14 protein-coding genes are annotated in these 17,319 nt (G+C 67.2%); 12 read left to right on the forward strand and 2 right to left on the reverse strand.

The annotated features are described in order from the left end of the window. The first annotated feature begins 227 nt into the window (after positions 1-227). From ACZ1JS_RS10925 to ACZ1JS_RS10945, 5 genes are read left to right on the forward strand one after another with little or no spacing between them, the layout of a single operon-like run. A complete protein-coding gene (locus tag ACZ1JS_RS10925) occupies positions 228-1,508 on the forward strand; it encodes an NAD(P)/FAD-dependent oxidoreductase (RefSeq protein WP_465166081.1) in 1,281 nt (426 codons plus the stop codon). Continuing rightward, positions 1,505-3,031 carry an ABC transporter substrate-binding protein gene (locus ACZ1JS_RS10930; RefSeq protein ID WP_465166082.1) on the forward strand — a complete coding sequence of 509 codons (1,527 nt, stop codon included), beginning with the start codon at positions 1,505-1,507 and terminating at the stop codon, positions 3,029-3,031. Before ACZ1JS_RS10925 ends, ACZ1JS_RS10930 begins: the two co-directional genes overlap by 4 nt. Further along, entirely contained in the window at positions 3,028-3,987 is a 960-nt protein-coding gene (locus ACZ1JS_RS10935) for an ABC transporter permease (protein WP_465166083.1), read from the forward strand. Before ACZ1JS_RS10930 ends, ACZ1JS_RS10935 begins: the two co-directional genes overlap by 4 nt. Beyond that, complete coding sequence (locus tag ACZ1JS_RS10940) at positions 3,984-4,781, forward strand: ABC transporter permease (RefSeq protein WP_465166084.1); 798 nt, start codon at positions 3,984-3,986, stop codon at positions 4,779-4,781. The genes ACZ1JS_RS10935 and ACZ1JS_RS10940 overlap by 4 nt, the downstream gene beginning before the upstream one ends. Then, the gene (locus ACZ1JS_RS10945; protein ID WP_465166085.1) at positions 4,778-6,568 is read left to right on the forward strand and encodes an ABC transporter ATP-binding protein; all 1,791 of its coding nucleotides are present in this window, start codon (positions 4,778-4,780) and stop codon (positions 6,566-6,568) included. Before ACZ1JS_RS10940 ends, ACZ1JS_RS10945 begins: the two co-directional genes overlap by 4 nt. Before the next feature lie 66 nt (positions 6,569-6,634). Here the strand turns inward: ACZ1JS_RS10945 and ACZ1JS_RS10950 are convergent, their stop codons facing one another. Both ACZ1JS_RS10950 and ACZ1JS_RS10955 read right to left on the reverse strand, forming a co-directional pair. Continuing rightward, positions 6,635-7,333 carry a cupin domain-containing protein gene (locus ACZ1JS_RS10950; protein ID WP_465166086.1) on the reverse strand — a complete coding sequence of 233 codons (699 nt, stop codon included), beginning with the start codon at positions 7,331-7,333 and terminating at the stop codon, positions 6,635-6,637. A 2-nt stretch (positions 7,334-7,335) separates the two neighbouring features. Next, positions 7,336-7,998, reverse strand: a complete 663-nt coding sequence (locus ACZ1JS_RS10955; protein WP_465166087.1) for a haloacid dehalogenase type II — start codon at positions 7,996-7,998, stop codon at positions 7,336-7,338. A 381-nt stretch (positions 7,999-8,379) separates the two neighbouring features. Between ACZ1JS_RS10955 and ACZ1JS_RS10960 the strand changes: the two genes are divergently transcribed. The 7 genes from ACZ1JS_RS10960 (at position 8,380) to ACZ1JS_RS10990 (ending at position 17,289) form a co-directional block, all read left to right on the forward strand. Beyond that, a complete protein-coding gene (locus tag ACZ1JS_RS10960) occupies positions 8,380-9,807 on the forward strand; it encodes an aldehyde dehydrogenase family protein (protein WP_465166088.1) in 1,428 nt (475 codons plus the stop codon). Continuing rightward, complete coding sequence (locus ACZ1JS_RS10965; RefSeq protein WP_465166089.1) at positions 9,804-10,979, forward strand: DSD1 family PLP-dependent enzyme; 1,176 nt, start codon at positions 9,804-9,806, stop codon at positions 10,977-10,979. Before ACZ1JS_RS10960 ends, ACZ1JS_RS10965 begins: the two co-directional genes overlap by 4 nt. Before the next feature lies 1 nt (position 10,980). Next, positions 10,981-11,379 carry a RidA family protein gene (locus tag ACZ1JS_RS10970; RefSeq protein ID WP_465166090.1) on the forward strand — a complete coding sequence of 133 codons (399 nt, stop codon included), beginning with the start codon at positions 10,981-10,983 and terminating at the stop codon, positions 11,377-11,379. Positions 11,380-11,405: 26 nt separating this feature from the next. Beyond that, a complete protein-coding gene (locus ACZ1JS_RS10975; protein WP_465166091.1) occupies positions 11,406-12,605 on the forward strand; it encodes an acetyltransferase domain-containing protein in 1,200 nt (399 codons plus the stop codon). A 40-nt stretch (positions 12,606-12,645) separates the two neighbouring features. After that, positions 12,646-13,971 carry an NAD(P)/FAD-dependent oxidoreductase gene (locus tag ACZ1JS_RS10980; RefSeq protein ID WP_465166092.1) on the forward strand — a complete coding sequence of 442 codons (1,326 nt, stop codon included), beginning with the start codon at positions 12,646-12,648 and terminating at the stop codon, positions 13,969-13,971. A 91-nt stretch (positions 13,972-14,062) separates the two neighbouring features. Beyond that, positions 14,063-15,769, forward strand: a complete 1,707-nt coding sequence (locus ACZ1JS_RS10985) for an Hsp70 family protein (protein WP_465166093.1) — start codon at positions 14,063-14,065, stop codon at positions 15,767-15,769. Then, a complete protein-coding gene (locus ACZ1JS_RS10990; RefSeq protein WP_465166094.1) occupies positions 15,766-17,289 on the forward strand; it encodes a hypothetical protein in 1,524 nt (507 codons plus the stop codon). Before ACZ1JS_RS10985 ends, ACZ1JS_RS10990 begins: the two co-directional genes overlap by 4 nt. The last annotated feature ends 30 nt before the right edge of the window (positions 17,290-17,319 follow it).

Raw genomic sequence — 17,319 nt, forward strand, 5'->3', positions numbered from 1 at the left:
AATATCCTGCCGCAAGAACGTTGACGGGGGTAGCGGCACTGGAGCGAAACCTCCTTCGTGCTACCCCGCGGAATTACGGCGGAAGCGGTACGCTGTGCGGTCGCCCGGCCATCGATCGGCACATATGACCTGTCGCTTCGGCAACTAAAGTGTAACGATGCCGGGCAGGATAGAGCAGATTATGCCGTGCCGGGGCAGCATCGCTCCGAGGGGGACGCCGACACGTCATGAAGCTGGAATCCTATTGGCTGGACAGCGGCGAACGCTTCGCAGGGGCCGAACAGGGCCCGGTGCCGGCGCGCGCATCGGTCGTCGTCGTGGGCGGCGGCTTCACCGGTCTTTCCGCCGCGCGGGCGCTGGCAATGGCCGGAACCGATGTCGTGGTGATCGAAGCGAACCGGATCGCCGGTGAGGCATCGGGACGCAATGGCGGCCAGTGCAACAACGGCGTCGCCGGCGACTTTGCCGGCCTGATCACCCGGTTCGGCATCGAACGCGCGACGGCGATCTATCGCGCGTTCGACACCGGCGTCGACCGGGTCGAGGCGATCGTCGCCGAGGAAGGCATCGCCTGCGACTTCACCCGCAACGGCAAGCTCAAGCTGGCCGACAAGCCCGAACATGCCGGCAAGCTGGCGCGGCAGGCCGAATTGCTGTCGCAGACGGTCGAACCCGATATCCGCCTGATCGAAAAGATCGATTTGCCCCATGAGATCGGGTCCGATGCCTTTCACGGCGGGCTGCTCTATCCGCGCAGTGGGTCGCTGCACATGGGGCGCTTCGCCACCGGGCTGGCGCATGCCGCCGCACGGCGCGGCGCTAAGCTGTACGAGGATGCGGCGCTGACCGGTATCGAGCGCATTTCGGGCGGGTGCCACCGGCTGACGACGAAGCGCGGCACGATCGAAGCCGATGCGGTGCTGCTGGCGACCGGCGCGTCGATGGCCGGGCCGTTTCGCTGGCTGCGACGCCGGATCGTGCCGATCGGCAGTTTCATCGTCGCGACCGAGCCATTGGGGTCGTTGGCGCAGGACATCATGCCGGGGCGGCGCAACGGGACGACCACGCGCAATGTCGGCAATTATTTCCGCCTCACCGCCGATGATCGGCTGATCTTCGGCGGCCGCGCCCGCTTCGCCCTGTCCAGCCCACGCAGCGACACCCGCAGCGGCGCGATCCTCGAAGCCGGCATGCGTCGCATCTTCCCGCAACTAGCTAATACGAAGATCGCCCATACCTGGGGCGGGATCGTCGACCTGACCGTCGACCGGCTGCCGCGTGCCGGATCACGCGACGGTATCTATTACGCGATGGGCTATAGCGGCCATGGCACGCAGATTTCGGTGGTGATGGGCGAAGCGATGGCGCGCATCCTCGGCGGCGCACGCGAGGCCGACGAAAACCCGTTCCACGAGATCGCATGGCCGGCGGTGCCGGGACATTTCGGCCCGCCATGGTTCCTGCCGGCGGTCGGCGCCTATTACCGCTATCAGGATTGGCGGCATTGATCGGCCGGCGTGATGCGATCCGCCTGATCGGCGGCGGCGGGCTGTCGCTCGGCCTCGGCGCGTGCGGATTCGAACCGGCGCGGCCCGAGCCGGCTGGCGGTCGCCTGAGGGTTGCCGTTGCCGTGTCGTCGACCGCCGACACCATGGACCCGGCACGGCAGACGGTGGTCACCGATTTCTGCCGCTGCGCGATGGTCTATGACGGGCTGACCAAGCTCGACGAACGCTTCCTGCCACAACCCGCGCTGGCCGAGGCGATCGAGACCGCCGACGCGCGCGACTGGTCGATCCGGCTGCGCAAGGGAGTCCGCTTCCACGACGGATCACCGCTGACCGTCGCCGATGTCGTCTATTCGCTGCGCCGCCATCTCGACCCCGCCGTGGGGTCGAAGGCGAAGGTGTTCGCCGACCAGTTCGCATCGGTGCGTGCCGATGGCCCGGACCGGGTGCGCATCGTGCTCAAGACGCCCAATGCCGATCTGCCGACGATCCTCGGCATCCAGCAATTCCAGATCGTTCGCGACGGCACCCGCGATTTCAACAAACCCGTCGGCACCGGGCCGATGCGGATGCTCGAATATATGCCGGGCGTCCGTTCGCTCGCCGCGCGGTACGACGATTACTGGCGGGGGCCGGTGCGGCTGGGCGAGTGTGAGCTGTTCGCCATCCCCGACGACAGCGCGCGGATCAACGCGCTGCTGTCGGGCGATGTCGACCTGATCCATGCGATCAACCCGCGCATCACCCGCCACCTGACCGGCGCGGGGTTCGAACTGCTCGAATCCAAATCCAGCGGCTATACCGACCTGATCGCGCGGATGGACCGGGCGCCGGGCAACAACCCCGATTTCGTCGAGGGGCTGAAACTGCTGCTCGACCGCGAAACGATGCGGACCGCGATCTTTCGCGGCTATGCGACGATCGCCAACGATCAGCCGATCGCACCGACCAACCCCTATTACGACCCGAGCGTGCCGCAGCGGCCCTTCGATCCCGACCGTGCGCGCTTCCTGTTCAAACGCGCCGGACTGGCGGGCGCGCGGGTGCCGCTGGTAACCTCGACCGCCGCCGACAAGTCCGACGACATGGCGGTGCTGATCCAGGACGCCGCGCGGCGCGCGGGGCTGGGTCTCGATATCCGCCGCGTGCCGTCCGACGGCTATTGGACCAATAGCTGGATGAAGGTGCCGCTGGGCTTCGGCAACACCAACCCGCGCCCGACCGCAGACATCATCTTCACGCAATTCTTCGCATCAAACGCGTTGTGGAACGAAAGCGCGTGGAAGAATCCGCGCTTCGACCGGCTGCTGGTCGCGGCGCGCGGCGAGACCGACGAGGCGCGGCGCAAGTCGCTCTATGGCGAGATGCAGCATCTGGTCCACGATCAGGCCGGCATCGGCATCCCGTTGTTCATCAGTTCGATCGACGCCTACAGCCCGCGCCTCAAAGGGTTGCGCCCGATGCCGCAGGGGGGATTGATGGGGTTCGATTTCGCCGCCCATATCTGGCTGGAGGGCAAATGACGCTGCCGCCGCTCGTTTCGCTGATCGGCCGCCGGGTCGGCGCGTCGCTGGTCACCTTGCTGTTCGTATCGCTGGCGGTATTCGGCATCGCGCAGTTGATGGAGGGCGACGTGGCCGAGGCGATCCTGGGTCAAAGCGCCACGCCGGAGGCGCTGGCCGGGCTGCGCGCCGCGATGCACCTCGATCAGCCGGCATGGCAACGCTATGTTGAATGGGCGACTGGCGTGCTGACCGGGGACCCTGGGCGTTCGCTCATCACCGGGCTGCCGGTGTGGGAGATGATCGCCGCGCGGCTGGGCAATTCGCTGACGCTCGCCGGGCTGACTGCCCTGGTATCGGTGCCGCTCGCGCTGCTGCTCGGCATCGTCGCCGCGGTGAAGCGCGGCACGGCGTTCGACCGGACGATCAGCATCGCGACGATCGGCATCGTCTCGGTGCCCGAATTCCTGATCGCGACGCTGGCGGTGATGCTGTTCGCGGTGACGCTGCGCTGGCTGCCGGCGCTGTCGTCGACCCGCGACGTCCATTCCACCTGGGATCTGGTGCGGGTGTTCGCGATGCCGGTGTTCAGCCTCGCCTGTTTCGTGATGGCGCAGATGGTGCGGATGACGCGCGCGGCGGTGATCGACGCACTCGACACCTCCTACGCAGAAGCGGCGCGGCTGAAGGGCTGTTCGCCCGCGCGGGTCGTGCTGCGTCACGCCTTGCCCAACGCCATCGGGCCGATCGCCAATGCGATCGCGCTCAGCCTGTCGACCTTGCTGGGGGGCGTGATCGTGGTCGAGATCATTTTCAACTATCCGGGCGTCGCGCGGCTGATGGTCGATGCGGTCGCGACCCGCGACCTGCCGCTGGTGCAGACCGTCGCGGTCATCTTCTGCATCGCCTATCTGTTGCTGGTGACGACCGCCGACGTCGTCGCGATCCTCGCCAATCCGCGGTTGCGCCACCGGTGAGCAGGCTCGCCATCAGCGGCCGGATCGGCCTAGCCCTCGTCGTGCTGTGGGTGATCGTCGCCCTCGCCGGCCCCGCCCTCGCGCCGCATGGCGTGGGGGAGGTCGTCGACCTCGACGTCTTCAGCGGCGTCAGCCGCGCCTTCCCGCTCGGCACCGACTATCTCGGTCGCGACATGCTCAGCCGGGTGCTCTACGGTGCGCGCTACACGGTTTTCATCGCCTTCGTCGCGACCGCCATCGCCGTCGTGACGGGGGTGCTGCTGGGCCTTGCGGCGGCAGCCGGCGGTTGGGTCGACATTCTGCTGTCGCGGCTGTTCGACATCGTCATCGCCATCCCCAGCCTGATGTTCGCGCTGGTCGTGATCGCGGCGACGGGCGCGTCGATCCCGGTGCTGATCGGGACGCTGGCGGTGATCTATACCCCCGGCGCGTTCCGCACCGCGCGGTCGCTGGCGATGGGCGTGATGGCGCTCGATTTCGTGTCCGCCGCGCGGGCACGGGGCGAAGGCCTGCCCTATATCGTCGTGCGCGAGGTGCTGCCCAACGTTACCGGACCGCTCGCCGCCGATTTCGGGTTGCGCTTCGTGTTCGTCGTGCTGCTGCTCAGCGGCCTGTCGTTCCTGGGGTTGGGCGTACAGCCGCCCGAAGCCGATCTGGGCGCGCTGGTCCGCGAAAACATCGCCGGCCTCGGCTTCGGCGCGCCTGCCGTGCTGTTTCCGGCGGTGGCGATCGCCTCCCTTACCATCGGGATGAACCTGTTGATCGACTCCCTTCCCGGACGCCGCCGGCGATGACCGCTCCGCTGGCACGCATCGACCATCTGCGCATCACCGCCACCGGTGACGATGGACGCGAGATCGTGATCGTTCCCGACGCCACGCTGTCGGTGGCACCGGGCGAGGTGCTGGCGCTGATCGGTGAATCGGGATCGGGCAAGACGACCATCGCGCTGTCGCTGCTGGGCTATGCCCGCCCCGGCTGTCGCATCGCCGGCGGCACGATCGAGGTCGCGGGGCAGCGGCTCGACACCGCCAGCGCCGAGGAACTGCGCAGCATCCGTGGACGCACCGTCGCCTATGTAGCGCAGAGTGCGGCGGCAGCGTTCAACCCGTCGCTGACGATCATGGCACAGGTGATCGAACCGGCACTGATCCACGGCACACTCGACCGTAACGCTGCCGAGACGAAGGCGAAGGACCTGTTCCGCCGCCTGGCCCTGCCCGATCCGGAGGGGGTCGGCGACCGCTATCCGCACCAGGTTTCGGGCGGGCAGTTGCAGCGGCTGATGGCGGCGATGGCGCTCATCACCGATCCGAAGCTGGTCATCTTCGACGAACCAACCACCGCGCTCGACGTGACGACGCAGATCGAGGTTCTGAAGGCGTTCAAGGACGCGGTCCGCGACCTCGGCACCACCGCCGTCTATGTGACGCACGACCTGTCGGTCGTGGCGCAGATCGCCGATCGTATCGCCGTGCTGAAGGGGGGCGAGGTCCAGGAACTGGGCACCACAGAACAGATATTGTTCTTCCCGACCCATGACTATAGCCGCGCGCTGGTCGCCGCCGCCGCGCCACGCAAGCCGGCCGAAGTGCCGGTCGTCGAGGAAAAGCCGCTGCTCGACCTGTGGGGCGTCGTCGCCGGCTATGGCGGGACCAACCATGACGGCAGTCCGCGCGTGAAGATTCTCGACGGGATCGACGTGTCGATCCGGCGCGGACAGGTGCTGGGCGTGATCGGCGAGTCCGGTTGCGGCAAAAGTACCCTCGCCCGCGTCGTCGCCGGACTGCACGCTCCCACCGCCGGACGCATCTTGCTCGATGGCAAGCCGCTGCCGCCGGTCGTCCGCCGCCGCTCGCGCGACGAACTGCGCCGGGTGCAGATGGTGTTCCAGAGCGCCGACACCGCGCTCAACCCGGCGGTCAGCGTCGGCGCGGCCATTGCGCGACCACTCGCTTTCTATCACGGCATGGATCGCGCGTCGGCACGGGCGGAAGTCGCACGGCTGCTCGACCTCGTCCGTCTGCCCGCCGCGCTCGCCGACCGGTTGCCCGGCGAATTGTCGGGTGGCCAGAAACAGCGCGTGAACCTGGCCCGCGCGCTGGCGGCGCGGCCCGACCTGTTGCTGTGCGACGAAGTGACCTCCGCGCTTGACCCCGTCGTTGCCGAAGCGGTGCTCGACCTGCTGATCGAACTGCGCCGCGAACTCGGCCTCGCCTATATGTTCATCACCCATGATCTGGAGATCGTGCGCGCGATCAGCGACGACGTGCTGGTGCTCTATGCCGGGCGCGTCGCCGAACGGGTGACCCGCGACGGCCTGCGCCATGGCGCGCACCATCCCTATACCCGGCTGCTGACCGCGTCGGTGCCCGAGTTGCGGCCCGGCTGGCTCGAAGAGACGCCCGCGCGGGACGCAGGTGCTGCCGGCGGGGCGCGGATGCGCGAGGTCGGCTGCAGCTTCCAGCCGCGCTGCCCGCTGGCAGTCGAGGCATGTGCCGGCGAAATGCCGCCGATGCTGATCGAGGACGATCGCCGCATCTACTGCCACCGTTCGACCGAGACGCTGGCGGGGCGGTAAGGTCTTTAAACTACCGTACCCCCGCCTGCGCCGGGGTACGGTAGTTCCGGTTATGTCACATGCCGATCAGGCGACCACCGGCCGCCAGATCGCATAGACCTTCTTCACATGCTCCTGGCTGTCCCATGCGCAATGCGCGGCATGTTCGAGCAGGAAGATGTCACCGGTCGAGAAGGTCCGGCTGGCCCCCGTTTCGTCGGTGAAGGTCACGCTGCCGTCGAGCAGGTGCATCAATTCGTGGTGGCGATAGCGCATCGCTATGCGGTGATAGGGGGTCGAATCCCACGTACCGCAGATGAACACGCCGTCGCTCGACAGATAGTCGGTATGGTTGCGGCACGATGGGGTCGGCCCGACCAGCAGCTCGGCGAGCGGCGGGTTGGACGGGGTCAGTTCGGCCGCCTCGTCGATCGGCACCACCGCATCGGCGGCAGCGGTGTCGATCGCATAGCGCATCGCCAGTGCGCGGGTAGCGGGTGCGGCCTCCCAATCGAAGGCGACACCCGTCGGAATGACCGCGCTGCGCCCCGCATCAAGCGTCGTCGAGCCGAGCCGTAGCGATCCTTCGAGGACGATGACGAATTCGTCGCCGGGCAAGCCCGCCACCGAACCGCTGCCGCCGTCGAGCGCGATCAGGTCGACGCCGCACGGCCCGTCGACCAGCGGCAGCGCGGTGCGCGCGGTCGCATAGTCGCCGGTGTCGTTCACCGCCGCATCGGCGGCGAAGGCGCGCAGGTCGATGAACGACCGAACCTTGGCCTCCACGCTCACAGTCCCACCAGCCCGGGCAGACCCGCGATGCTGGGAATGTCATGCACCTGATAATAGGGATTGAGCGGTTCGTGCCCGCGATTGACGAACGCCTTGTCCTTGATGCCGAGGTCGAACGCCGTCATCTGATCGTAGCGGAAGCTGGACGAGACGTGCAGCACGTCCTTCGGGCCGCAGCCCAGCTGGTCGAACATATATTCGAACGCCTGCATCCGCGGCTTGTACGCCTGTGCCTCTTCGGCGGTGTAGACGGCGTGGAACGGCGCCTCCAGCTTCTCGACGCTGGCCGGGATCAGGTCGACCATCGAGTTCGACAAGATGACCAGCGGATATTCGGCGGCGACGCGCTTGAGCGGCTCGACGACGTCAGGGTGCGGTCCCCAGGTCGGGACGGCCGCATAGACTTCCGCCGTGTCGCTGTCGCGATATTCGATGTTCCACCGCTTGCAGGTCCGGCGCAGCGCACCCTCGAGCACGTCGCGATACGGCTTCCACGCGCTCAGCACTTCGTCGAGGCGATAGGCCGAGAAGTCGTCGGTGAATTGCTGCATATCGGCTTCGGCGATGCGATCGGCGTAGAGGCGGCGGGCGACCGGCGCCATTTCGAAATAGATCAGCGTGCCATAACAATCGAACGTGATGTACTTTGGACGAAGCACGGTCAGCCCCCTTCGTAAAGCTGGTGTGGAACGACGCAGATATTGGCGGCGACGGCACGGCAGATAGTCTTGTTTCGTCCGGTTTCGCACGGCGAAGCGAACGACGTTTCGCAGCCTCCGGCATAATCTGCCGCGCCTGCATTGCCATGCGCCGCGCCCCCTTTTCGCGGAATGCACGCGAAAATCGAGGAAGGTTGCGGCAGAAAATGGCGGCCGGCGATGCAAAATTGCCGACTGCACGTCCCGACGGCGGCGGGAATGCCGTTTTGCCGGTCCTTTTCGAAAGCGTCTGCTGAACGCTTGCCCCTAGACTCGGGGTCGACAGGCGGCCTTTAGGGTTCGCTGCCCGCATCGGGCGCCGGACACGCGGACGGGATGGACATGACGCACGACAGGTCGGGACAATATTATATCGACGGCGGCTGGTGCGATCCGGTCGGCGACGCGCCGCGGATCGGCGTGATCGATCCGGCGACCGAGACGCAGATCGGCACCATCGCCGCCGGATCGGCCGCCGATGTCGACCGTGCGGTCGCGGCGGCGATGCGCGCCTTCGACAGCTTCGCCCTGTCGCCGGTCGCCGACCGGATCGCGCTGCTCGACCGGATCGCGACGCTGATGGAGGAACGCGCCGAAGCCTTCGCACAGGTGATCGCCACCGAAATGGGCGCGGCGATCAGCTTCGCGCGCGCATCGCAGGTCCCCTTCGCCATCGCCCATGTCCGCGCGCAGATCGATGTGCTCCGGTCCTACCGGTTCGAACGGCCCGACGACTGCTTCACGGTCGTCAAGGAAGCGATCGGCGTCTGTGCGCTCATCACGCCGTGGAACTGGCCGCTCTATCAGATCACGGCCAAGGTCGCGCCCGCCATCGCCGCCGGATGCCCGGTGGTGCTGAAACCCAGCGAATTGTCGCCGTACAGCGCGCTGATGTTCGCGCAGGTGGTGCATGATGCGGGTCTGCCGGCAGGCGTGTTCAATCTGGTCAACGGCACCGGCGAAGCGGTCGGGGCGGCATTGTCGGCGCATCCCGATGTCGCGATGATCTCGATCACCGGATCGACCCGCGCCGGCGTGCTGGTGGCGCAGGCGGCAGCGGGCAGCGTCAAGCGCGTGGTGCAGGAACTGGGCGGCAAGTCGCCCAACCTGTTCCTCGACGATGCCGATTTCGCCGCCGCCGTGCCGCGCGCGGTGACGGCCGGCATGCGCAATGTCGGCCAGTCGTGCAGCGCACCGACGCGCATATTGGTGCCGGCCGACCGACTGGCCGAGGTGGAGACGCTGGCGGCTGCCGCAGCGGCCGAATGGCGCGTCGGATCGCCGTTCGACGATGCGACGACGATGGGGCCGATCGCCAACGCCGCGCAACATGCCCGAGTGCAGGCGATGATCGAGGCGGGCATGGCGGAGGGCGCGACATTGGTCTGCGGTGGCCCCGGCCGTCCCGCCGACCTCAATCGCGGCTACTATGTCCGCCCGACCATCTTTTCGGGCGTAACCCGAACGATGCGGATCGCGCGCGAGGAGATTTTCGGGCCGGTGCTGTGCATCATGCCCTATCGCGATGAAGACGATGCCGTCGCGCTGGCCAACGACACCGTCTATGGCCTGGGCGCGCATGTCCAGTCGGGCGATCCGGCGCGCGCACAGGCGGTCGCCCGGCGCATCCGGTCGGGACAGGTCCATATCAACTCGCCGAAATGGACCGCGCACGCGCCATTCGGCGGATACAAGCAATCGGGCAATGGCCGCGAATATGGCGTCCATGGCTTCGAAGAATATCTCGAGACCAAGGCGATACTGGCATGACGACCATGATGGAAAAGACTGCGACGCAGGACGATGCCGCGACGCTGGCGACGGTCGAGACGCCCTGCCTGATCCTCGACGCCGACCGGATGGATCGCAACATCGCCCGGCTGCGCGCGCATCTGGCGCCGATGGGGGTCACGCTGCGCCCGCATCTGAAGACCGGCAAGTCGATCGAGGTCGCGCACCGGCTGATGGAAACGCCGCAGGGTCCGGCCACCGTCTCGACGCTGAAGGAAGCCGAACAATTCGCCGCGGCCGGCGTGCGCGACCTGATCTATGCCGTCGGCATCGCCCCCGACAAGCTGCCGCGCGTGCTGGCGCTGCGGACCAGGGGTGTCGATATCGCGGTCGTGCTGGACACCGTCGAACAGGCCGAAGCGGTCGCGGCGGCATCGCGCGAGGCGGGCACCGCCATCCCGGCGCTGATCGAGATCGACTGTGACGGGCATCGTTCGGGTGTGCTGCCCGACGACAGCGCGGCGTTGCTGGCGATCGGTCGCGTGCTGGTCCAGGGCGGCGAGCTGCGCGGGGTGATGACCCATGCCGGCGGCAGCTATGCCGCACGCACGCCCGAGGAGCTGCGCCGCTATGCCGAAGTGGAGCGCAAGAGTGTGGTCGATGCCGCGACCACGCTGCGCGACGCCGGCCTGCCCTGCCCCGTCGTCAGCGTCGGATCGACCCCGACCGCACATTTCGCCACCGACCTGACCGGCGTGACCGAAGTGCGCGCGGGCGTGTTCGTGTTCTTCGATCTGGTGATGCACGGCATCGGCGTCTGCGCGGTCGACGATATCGCGCTGTCGGTGCTGGGGACGGTGATCGGTTTCCAGAAGGAAAAGGGCTGGATTCTGATCGATGCCGGCTGGATGGCGATGTCGCGCGATCGCGGCACCGCCAAACAGCCGGTCGATCAAGGCTATGGCATCGTCTGCACGCTCGACGGCGTGTCCTATCCCGATTTGATCCTTGCCGACGCCAATCAGGAACATGGCATCATCACCGTGCGGCCGGGGACCGACGGGCAGCTGCCGCCGCTCAAGATCGGCGACCGGGTGCGCGTGTTGCCCAACCATGCGTGTTCGACCGCCGCGCAGCATCCCGCCTATCACGTCGTCCATGGCGACGATCCGACCGTTACCGCGACCTGGTCGCGCTTCGGGGGGTGGTAGGATGACCGACATGACGATTCAGCCGGTGCTGACCGACGACGCCCCCTTCCCCGCCGGCCATTATACGCAGGCGGTACGGGCGGGCGATCACCTGTATATCTCCGGCCAGTTGCCGATCCGTGCCGACAAGCAGCCTTTGGACGACATGGGCTTCGAGGCGCAGGCGGCGCAGGCGATCGACAACATGCTGGCGATCCTGACCGCCGCCGGGGGCAGCCCTGCGCAACTGGCACGCGTCACCGCCTATATCGTCGGCGTGGAGAACTGGCCGCGCTTCAACGGCGTCTATGCCGCGAAGCTGGGCGATGCACGACCGGCACGAACCGTCGTGCCGGTGCCCGAACTCCATTACGGCTATCTGGTCGAAATCGACGCCGTCGCGCTGCTGCCGCAGGGCTGACCCTTCTCCCACCAACGGAGTTTTCCATGGCCAGCATCCCGACGGACCGCCCCTTTCCCGGCCGAACCGCCCCGCCCCCCGTGGCAAAGGCGGCGGCGGGCGCGCGGCTGGTCAGTATCGACGCGTTGCGCGGTTTCGTGATGGTCCTGATGCTGCTCGACCATATCCGGGAGGCGTTTCTGCTCTGGGTCCCGATCGGCGATCCGGTCGATGCGCTGACCGTCGCACCCGACAGCTTCTTCAGCCGGATGACCAGCCAGATCTGCGCCCCGGTCTTCGTCGCGCTGACCGGCCTTGGCGCCTATCTCTATGCGCAGAAGCACAGCAAGGCGGAGACGGTCGCCTTCCTCCTGAAGCGCGGCATCTTCCTCGTGCTGCTCGAACTGACCGTCGTCAACTTCGTGTGGCGCGCGGAATTTCCGTTCACGATCGTCTATCTGCAGGTGATCTGGGCGATCGGGTTGAGCATGATCGTGCTCGCCGGGCTGATCCGCCTGCCGCACGCCGCGATCACCGCCCTCGGCGTGGCGATCGTCGCCGGGCATAATCTGCTCGACCCGATCGTCCTGCCGCCCGAACATCCCTTCTACGCCCTGTGGTCGCTGCTGCACGAGCGCGGCACGATCACGCTGGGCGGGCTGCCAATCCGCTTCAGCTATCCGCTGCTGCCGTGGATCGGGGTCATCTGCCTCGGCTGGACGATCGGGCCGTGGTTCGCGCGGCTGGACGTGACGACGCGGCAGCGGCGGCTCGTGCTGACCGGCCTCGCCATGCTCGCCGGTTTCCTCGTGCTGCGCTTCGCCAATGTCTATGGCGACACGCCGTGGTTCGTGGTGCCGGGATCGCCGCTGCGCACGGTGATGAGCTTCCTCGCGCTCACCAAATATCCGCCGTCGCTGCTGTTCGTGCTCGCGACGCTGGGCGCCGGGCTGCTGCTGCTCGCGCTGTTCGACCGGATCGCCAATGCGCGGGTCACCGGCTGGCTGTCGGTCCTCGGTGGCGCGCCGATGTTCTTCTACCTCTTCCACCTCTATGTCCTGCGTACGCTGTACCTCGGCGCGGTGGCGATCTTCGGCCTCAACCATGGCGAGGTGTTCGGCTTCCCGTCGATCCACTGGATCTGGCTGATGTGGGTCGCGATGATCGTGCCGCTCTATTTCCCGACGCGCTGGTTCTCCAACCTGAAGAAGCGTCGCAAGGACATTCGCTGGCTCAAATATCTCTGAGCGTCCCTCCCCTGTACCGGAACTGCTGGAGCCTATCGGAATGCCCGCACCGCTGACGTTCGTCGATTCGACCCCCGACCTGCCCGCGACCGCCGATGTGGTGGTCATCGGCGGGGGCATCGTCGGCAGCTTCACCGCCTATTACCTCGCCAAGCGCGGACTGAAGGTCGCGCTGGTCGAAAAGGGTCGCATCGGTGGCGAGCAATCCAGCCGCAACTGGGGCTGGTGCCGCCAGCAGAACCGCGACGCGCGCGAACTGCCGATGGCAACCATGGCGCTCGACCTGTGGGAGCAGTTCGCCGCCGATACCGGCGAGGATACCGGCTTCAGCCGCTGCGGCCTGCTCTATCTGAGCGATAACGAGGCCGAGATTGCCGGCTGGGCCCGTTGGCGCGATTTCGCGAAGACCGCCGGGGTCACCACCCACATGCTGTCGTCCGCCGAGGCGACCGAGCGCGGCCGGTTCAGCAACAAGGCATGGAAGGGCGGCGTTTTCTCCCCCACCGACGGCACCGCCGACCCGTCGCGCGCCGCGCCGGCCGTCGCCCGCGCGATCATGGCACTGGGCGGCACGGTGCATCAGCAATGCGCGGTGCGCGGACTGGAGACCGAGGGCGGTCGATTGTCTGCCGTCGTCACCGAACAGGGCGTGATCCGCACGAAGATCGCCGTGCTGTCGGCGGGGGCGTGGGCGTCGTCCTTCTGCTATCAATATGGCATCCGCTTTCCGCAGGCGACGATCCGTCAGACCGTCATGTCGGTCGGGCCGGGCGAGGAGATTTTCCCGCCGGCAATGCACAGCGACTATATCTCGATGACCCGGCGCGGCGATGGCGGCTATACCCTGTCGATCAGCGGCAGCGGCAAGGTCGACCCGACCCCGCAATTCCTGCGCTTCTCCACCCAGTTCTTGCCGATGTTCCTGCGGCGCTGGCGCAAGCTGTCGCCAGGCGGGCTGGAAGGGGTGCAGTCGGGCCATGAGAACGTCAGGCGCTGGAAGCTCGACCGGCCGACGCCGATGGAGCGGATGCGTATCCTCGACCCGACGCCCGACGCCGCGACCGTCAAACGCACCCATGCGCGCGCGCTGGAGATGATGCCGCGTCTGCGCGAACGGGCGGTGACCGGCGCATGGGCGGGCTATGTCGACAGCACGCCCGATGGCGTCCCCGGCATCGGCGAGATGGCGAGCCTGCCCGGCTTCGTGCTGGCATCGGGGTTCAGCGGGCACGGCTTCGGCATCGGCCCGGGCGCCGGGCATCTGATCGCCGATGTGGTCAGCGGGGCGGAGCCGATCGTCGATCCCAAACCCTATCATCCCGACCGGTTCGAACAATCGTCCTGGGGCAAGGTCGCGGAGTTCTGATCGCGGCCGTCGTTCCAAGGGACGAACGCGCCCCCGTTGCCTGACGAAGCCGGCGCGCTACATCCTGCCTCCGTATACCAAGGGGACAGGCATGATCGTCGGCATCGATTTGGGAACGACCAACAGCGCTTGCGCGATCTGGCGCGACGATGCGCCGGTCATGGTTCCCAATGCGCTGGGCGATTTTCTAACTCCTTCGGCGGTCAGCATTGGCGACGACGATGCGGTGCTGGTCGGACAGGCGGCGCGCGACCGGATGGCGACCCATCCCGACCGCACCGTCACCAGCTTCAAACGGCGCATTGGCACCCGCGAGACGGTGAAGCTCGCCAAACGCGACTTCGATGCCGAGGCGCTGTCGGCGCTGGTCCTCGCCAGCCTGAAGCGCGATGCCGAGGCGTTCACCGGTGAGAGCGTGACCGAAGCGGTCGTCACCGTTCCGGCCTACTTCAACGATCGGCAGCGCAAGGCGACGAGGCGCGCGGGCGAACTGGCCGGGTTGCCGATCCGCCGGCTCATCAACGAACCGACCGCAGCCGCCCTCGCCTTCGGCATCGCCGACCGGGCGGATCACGAACCGTTCCTCGTCTTCGACCTGGGCGGCGGCACGTTCGACGTGTCGATCGTCGAGATGTTCGACGGCGTGATCGAGGTGCGCGCCTCGGCCGGCGACAATCGGCTGGGCGGCGACGATTTCAACGACTGCCTGATCGCGCTGGCCCGCGCCACGCTCGATCCGCAGGGATTGCTGGCGAAGCTGCCGCCCGACCGCGCCACCGGCCTGCTGGCGCAAGCCGCCGAACGCTGCCGCCGGGCGCTGAGCGAGCAGGACGGCGCCGACTTCAGCGTCACCATCGGCGATACCGCGCTGACCGTGCCGGTGACCGCCGCTGCGTTCGAGGAAGCCGCCGGCGGGCTGCTCCAACGCATCCGCGAACCCGTGCTGCGCTCGCTGCGCGACAGCAACATCGCCGCTGCCACCCTGTCCGAAGTCGTGCTGGTCGGGGGCGCGACGCGGATGCCGATCGTGCGCCGCGCAGTCACGCGCATGTTCGGGCGGTTCCCGGCGACCACCGTCCATCCCGATCATGCGGTGGCAATGGGCGCGGCGGTACAGGCCGGACTGCTGGCGCGCGACGCCGGGCTGGAGGAAATCCGGCTGACCGATGTCTGCCCATTCACGCTGGGCGTCGATACCAGCGAGCCCGACGGACGCGGCGGGTTTCGCACCGGGCTGTTCTCGCCGATCATCGAACGCAATTCGGCGGTGCCGATCAGCCGCGTCTCGACCTTCTCGACGCTGTCCAATCAGCAGACCAAGGTCCAGTTCGGCGTCTATCAGGGCGAGGCGCGCGAAGTGTCGGGTAACGTCAAGCTGGGCGAGATCACCGTGCCCGTCCCCCCGCGCCGCGCGGGCGAGGTTACGGTCGAATGCCGCTTCAGCTACGACACATCGGGGCTGCTCGAGGTCGATGTCAGCGTGCCGGAGACCGGCATGACCCGCAATCTGGTGATCGTCGACGACGAGGATGCACCCGACCCCGCCGAACTGGCGAAGCGCCGCGCCGCGCTGGCGGCGCTGAAGGTCCATCCGCGCGACGATGCGGTCAACGCCGCGCTGCTGGCGCGGGCGCGGCGGGCGTATGAATCCTTCCTTGGCGATACCCGCGCCGCGATCGGCCATATGCTCGGCCAGTTCGAGAACGCGCTCGCCACGCAGGACGACCGGATCATCGCAGAAGCGCGCACGGCGTTCGGCGCGGCGCTCGACCAGATCGAAGGCGAGCGCTTCCTGTGAAGCACGGCATCTGGGCGACGCTCGACATCGACCCGACGACCGACCGCAGCGCGATCCGCAAGGCCTATGCCGCCCGGCTGAAGGCGATGGACGTCGACGCCGATCCGGCCGGCTTCGCGGCACTGCGGGCAGCGCGGGATGCGGCGTTGGCGGGCGTGGAGGCGGACGCGGAGCCGATGTTCGAACCGGCGATCGAAGCCGACCTCCCGCCCGCCCCATCCGGAGAGAATGAGCCGGAAGCCGATCCAGAACTCGCCGCCTTTCACGAAGCGATCAACGCGCATTTCCACGCGCTCGAAGCGTTGCTGTTCCCCGACCATGACGCACCGCCGACGCCGGAGGAACTGGCAGCGATCGAACATCACGGGTTGGCGCTGCTCGCCGATCCCCGGCTCGAACAGGTCGATTTCGCGGCCGGGGCCGAACGCTGGTTCTCCGAAATGCTGGCAGCGACCATCCCGCGCTGCGACCCGTTGCTCGAACCTGCTGCGGCGACGTTCGGATGGATCGAGCGCCGCAACGACTATGCGCTGTCGGCGGAAGCGCTGGCGATCGTCGAACGCATCGGGGCGATCCGTTTCACGAAACTGGTCGCCGATCCGGCGCACCGGTTGCACCGGGCGTGGGTGGAACTCAATCGCGGCGACGATCGCCGAGCGCCGTGGTGGAATCCGAAAGGACCGCGCAAGGAAATCCTGTCGCTGATCCGCGATCGTTTTCCAATGGTCGAAAGCTGGCTGGAGCCGCGGCGAGTGGCGGATGTCGACAGCGCCACCAGCGCTTTTACCGGCTGGTCGGTGTGGCTCGTCATCTTCGTGATCGTGGCCGGGCTACGCATCGCCTTTTCCTATAGCCCTCAGCCCAATATTCTTCCCGACCAGCCACCTCGGATCAACTACGTCGCCGAACCCAACCAGATCGCTCGCGACCTGACCGGTATGGGCCTTATGCAGGTCAGGGCGGTCAATCCGGGCCTTGCCGACGCCATTCGCTCGACCAGCGACGCGATGAACATCGGGTCCGACAAGCGCCGTGCAGAAGAAGTCTTGATCGATCTGTCACAACGGCGTCTTCGCTCGGGCCTTGCCAACGCACCCGAAGCGCTGCTGCGCGAAATCGCTCAATTCGAGATCGACGCCAAAACGGCCTTCGCCGCCACCGATCCGATCCAATGCAACGACTTCCAGTTTCCGGCGGGGGACAAGTTGCTGACCCCCGCAACCAGCGAGCGACAGACCGCGCTGATCCACCGGGTCATTCTGGCATCGGATGAACGACCGACGACATTCAGCGGCCGGTTCGAAATTCCGGGTGCGATCGTCGAAGACATGTTGCGTCGTAGCGGCCTGTCCGAAAACCGCCTGGTCGAGGCGCTGTCGAACAAGGGCGAACATGCCGACATATGCCGCATGGAAATTGCATTGCGGGAAGCGGCGCTGACCGAGGGGAAGGCCGGTATGAAGTTACTACGCGCGATGCAACCGAAGGTCAGTCCGGCAACGCCGAACCCATCGAACTGATCGGAAGGTAACTCTCCCCCCGGCCGGTGC

The sequence above is a fragment of the Sphingomonas sp. BL-S-05 genome, from assembly GCF_055521695.1.

Coding starts and splice junctions, on each gene's coding strand:
- ACZ1JS_RS10925 (WP_465166081.1), top strand. CDS start 228: ATGAAGCTGGAATCCTATTGGCTGGACAGCGGCGAACGCTTCGCAGGG.
- ACZ1JS_RS10935 (WP_465166083.1), top strand. CDS start 3,028: ATGACGCTGCCGCCGCTCGTTTCGCTGATCGGCCGCCGGGTCGGCGCG.
- ACZ1JS_RS10945 (WP_465166085.1), top strand. CDS start 4,778: ATGACCGCTCCGCTGGCACGCATCGACCATCTGCGCATCACCGCCACC.
- ACZ1JS_RS10960 (WP_465166088.1), top strand. CDS start 8,380: ATGACGCACGACAGGTCGGGACAATATTATATCGACGGCGGCTGGTGC.
- ACZ1JS_RS10965 (WP_465166089.1), top strand. CDS start 9,804: ATGACGACCATGATGGAAAAGACTGCGACGCAGGACGATGCCGCGACG.
- ACZ1JS_RS10970 (WP_465166090.1), top strand. CDS start 10,981: ATGACCGACATGACGATTCAGCCGGTGCTGACCGACGACGCCCCCTTC.
- ACZ1JS_RS10975 (WP_465166091.1), top strand. CDS start 11,406: ATGGCCAGCATCCCGACGGACCGCCCCTTTCCCGGCCGAACCGCCCCG.
- ACZ1JS_RS10980 (WP_465166092.1), top strand. CDS start 12,646: ATGCCCGCACCGCTGACGTTCGTCGATTCGACCCCCGACCTGCCCGCG.
- ACZ1JS_RS10985 (WP_465166093.1), top strand. CDS start 14,063: ATGATCGTCGGCATCGATTTGGGAACGACCAACAGCGCTTGCGCGATC.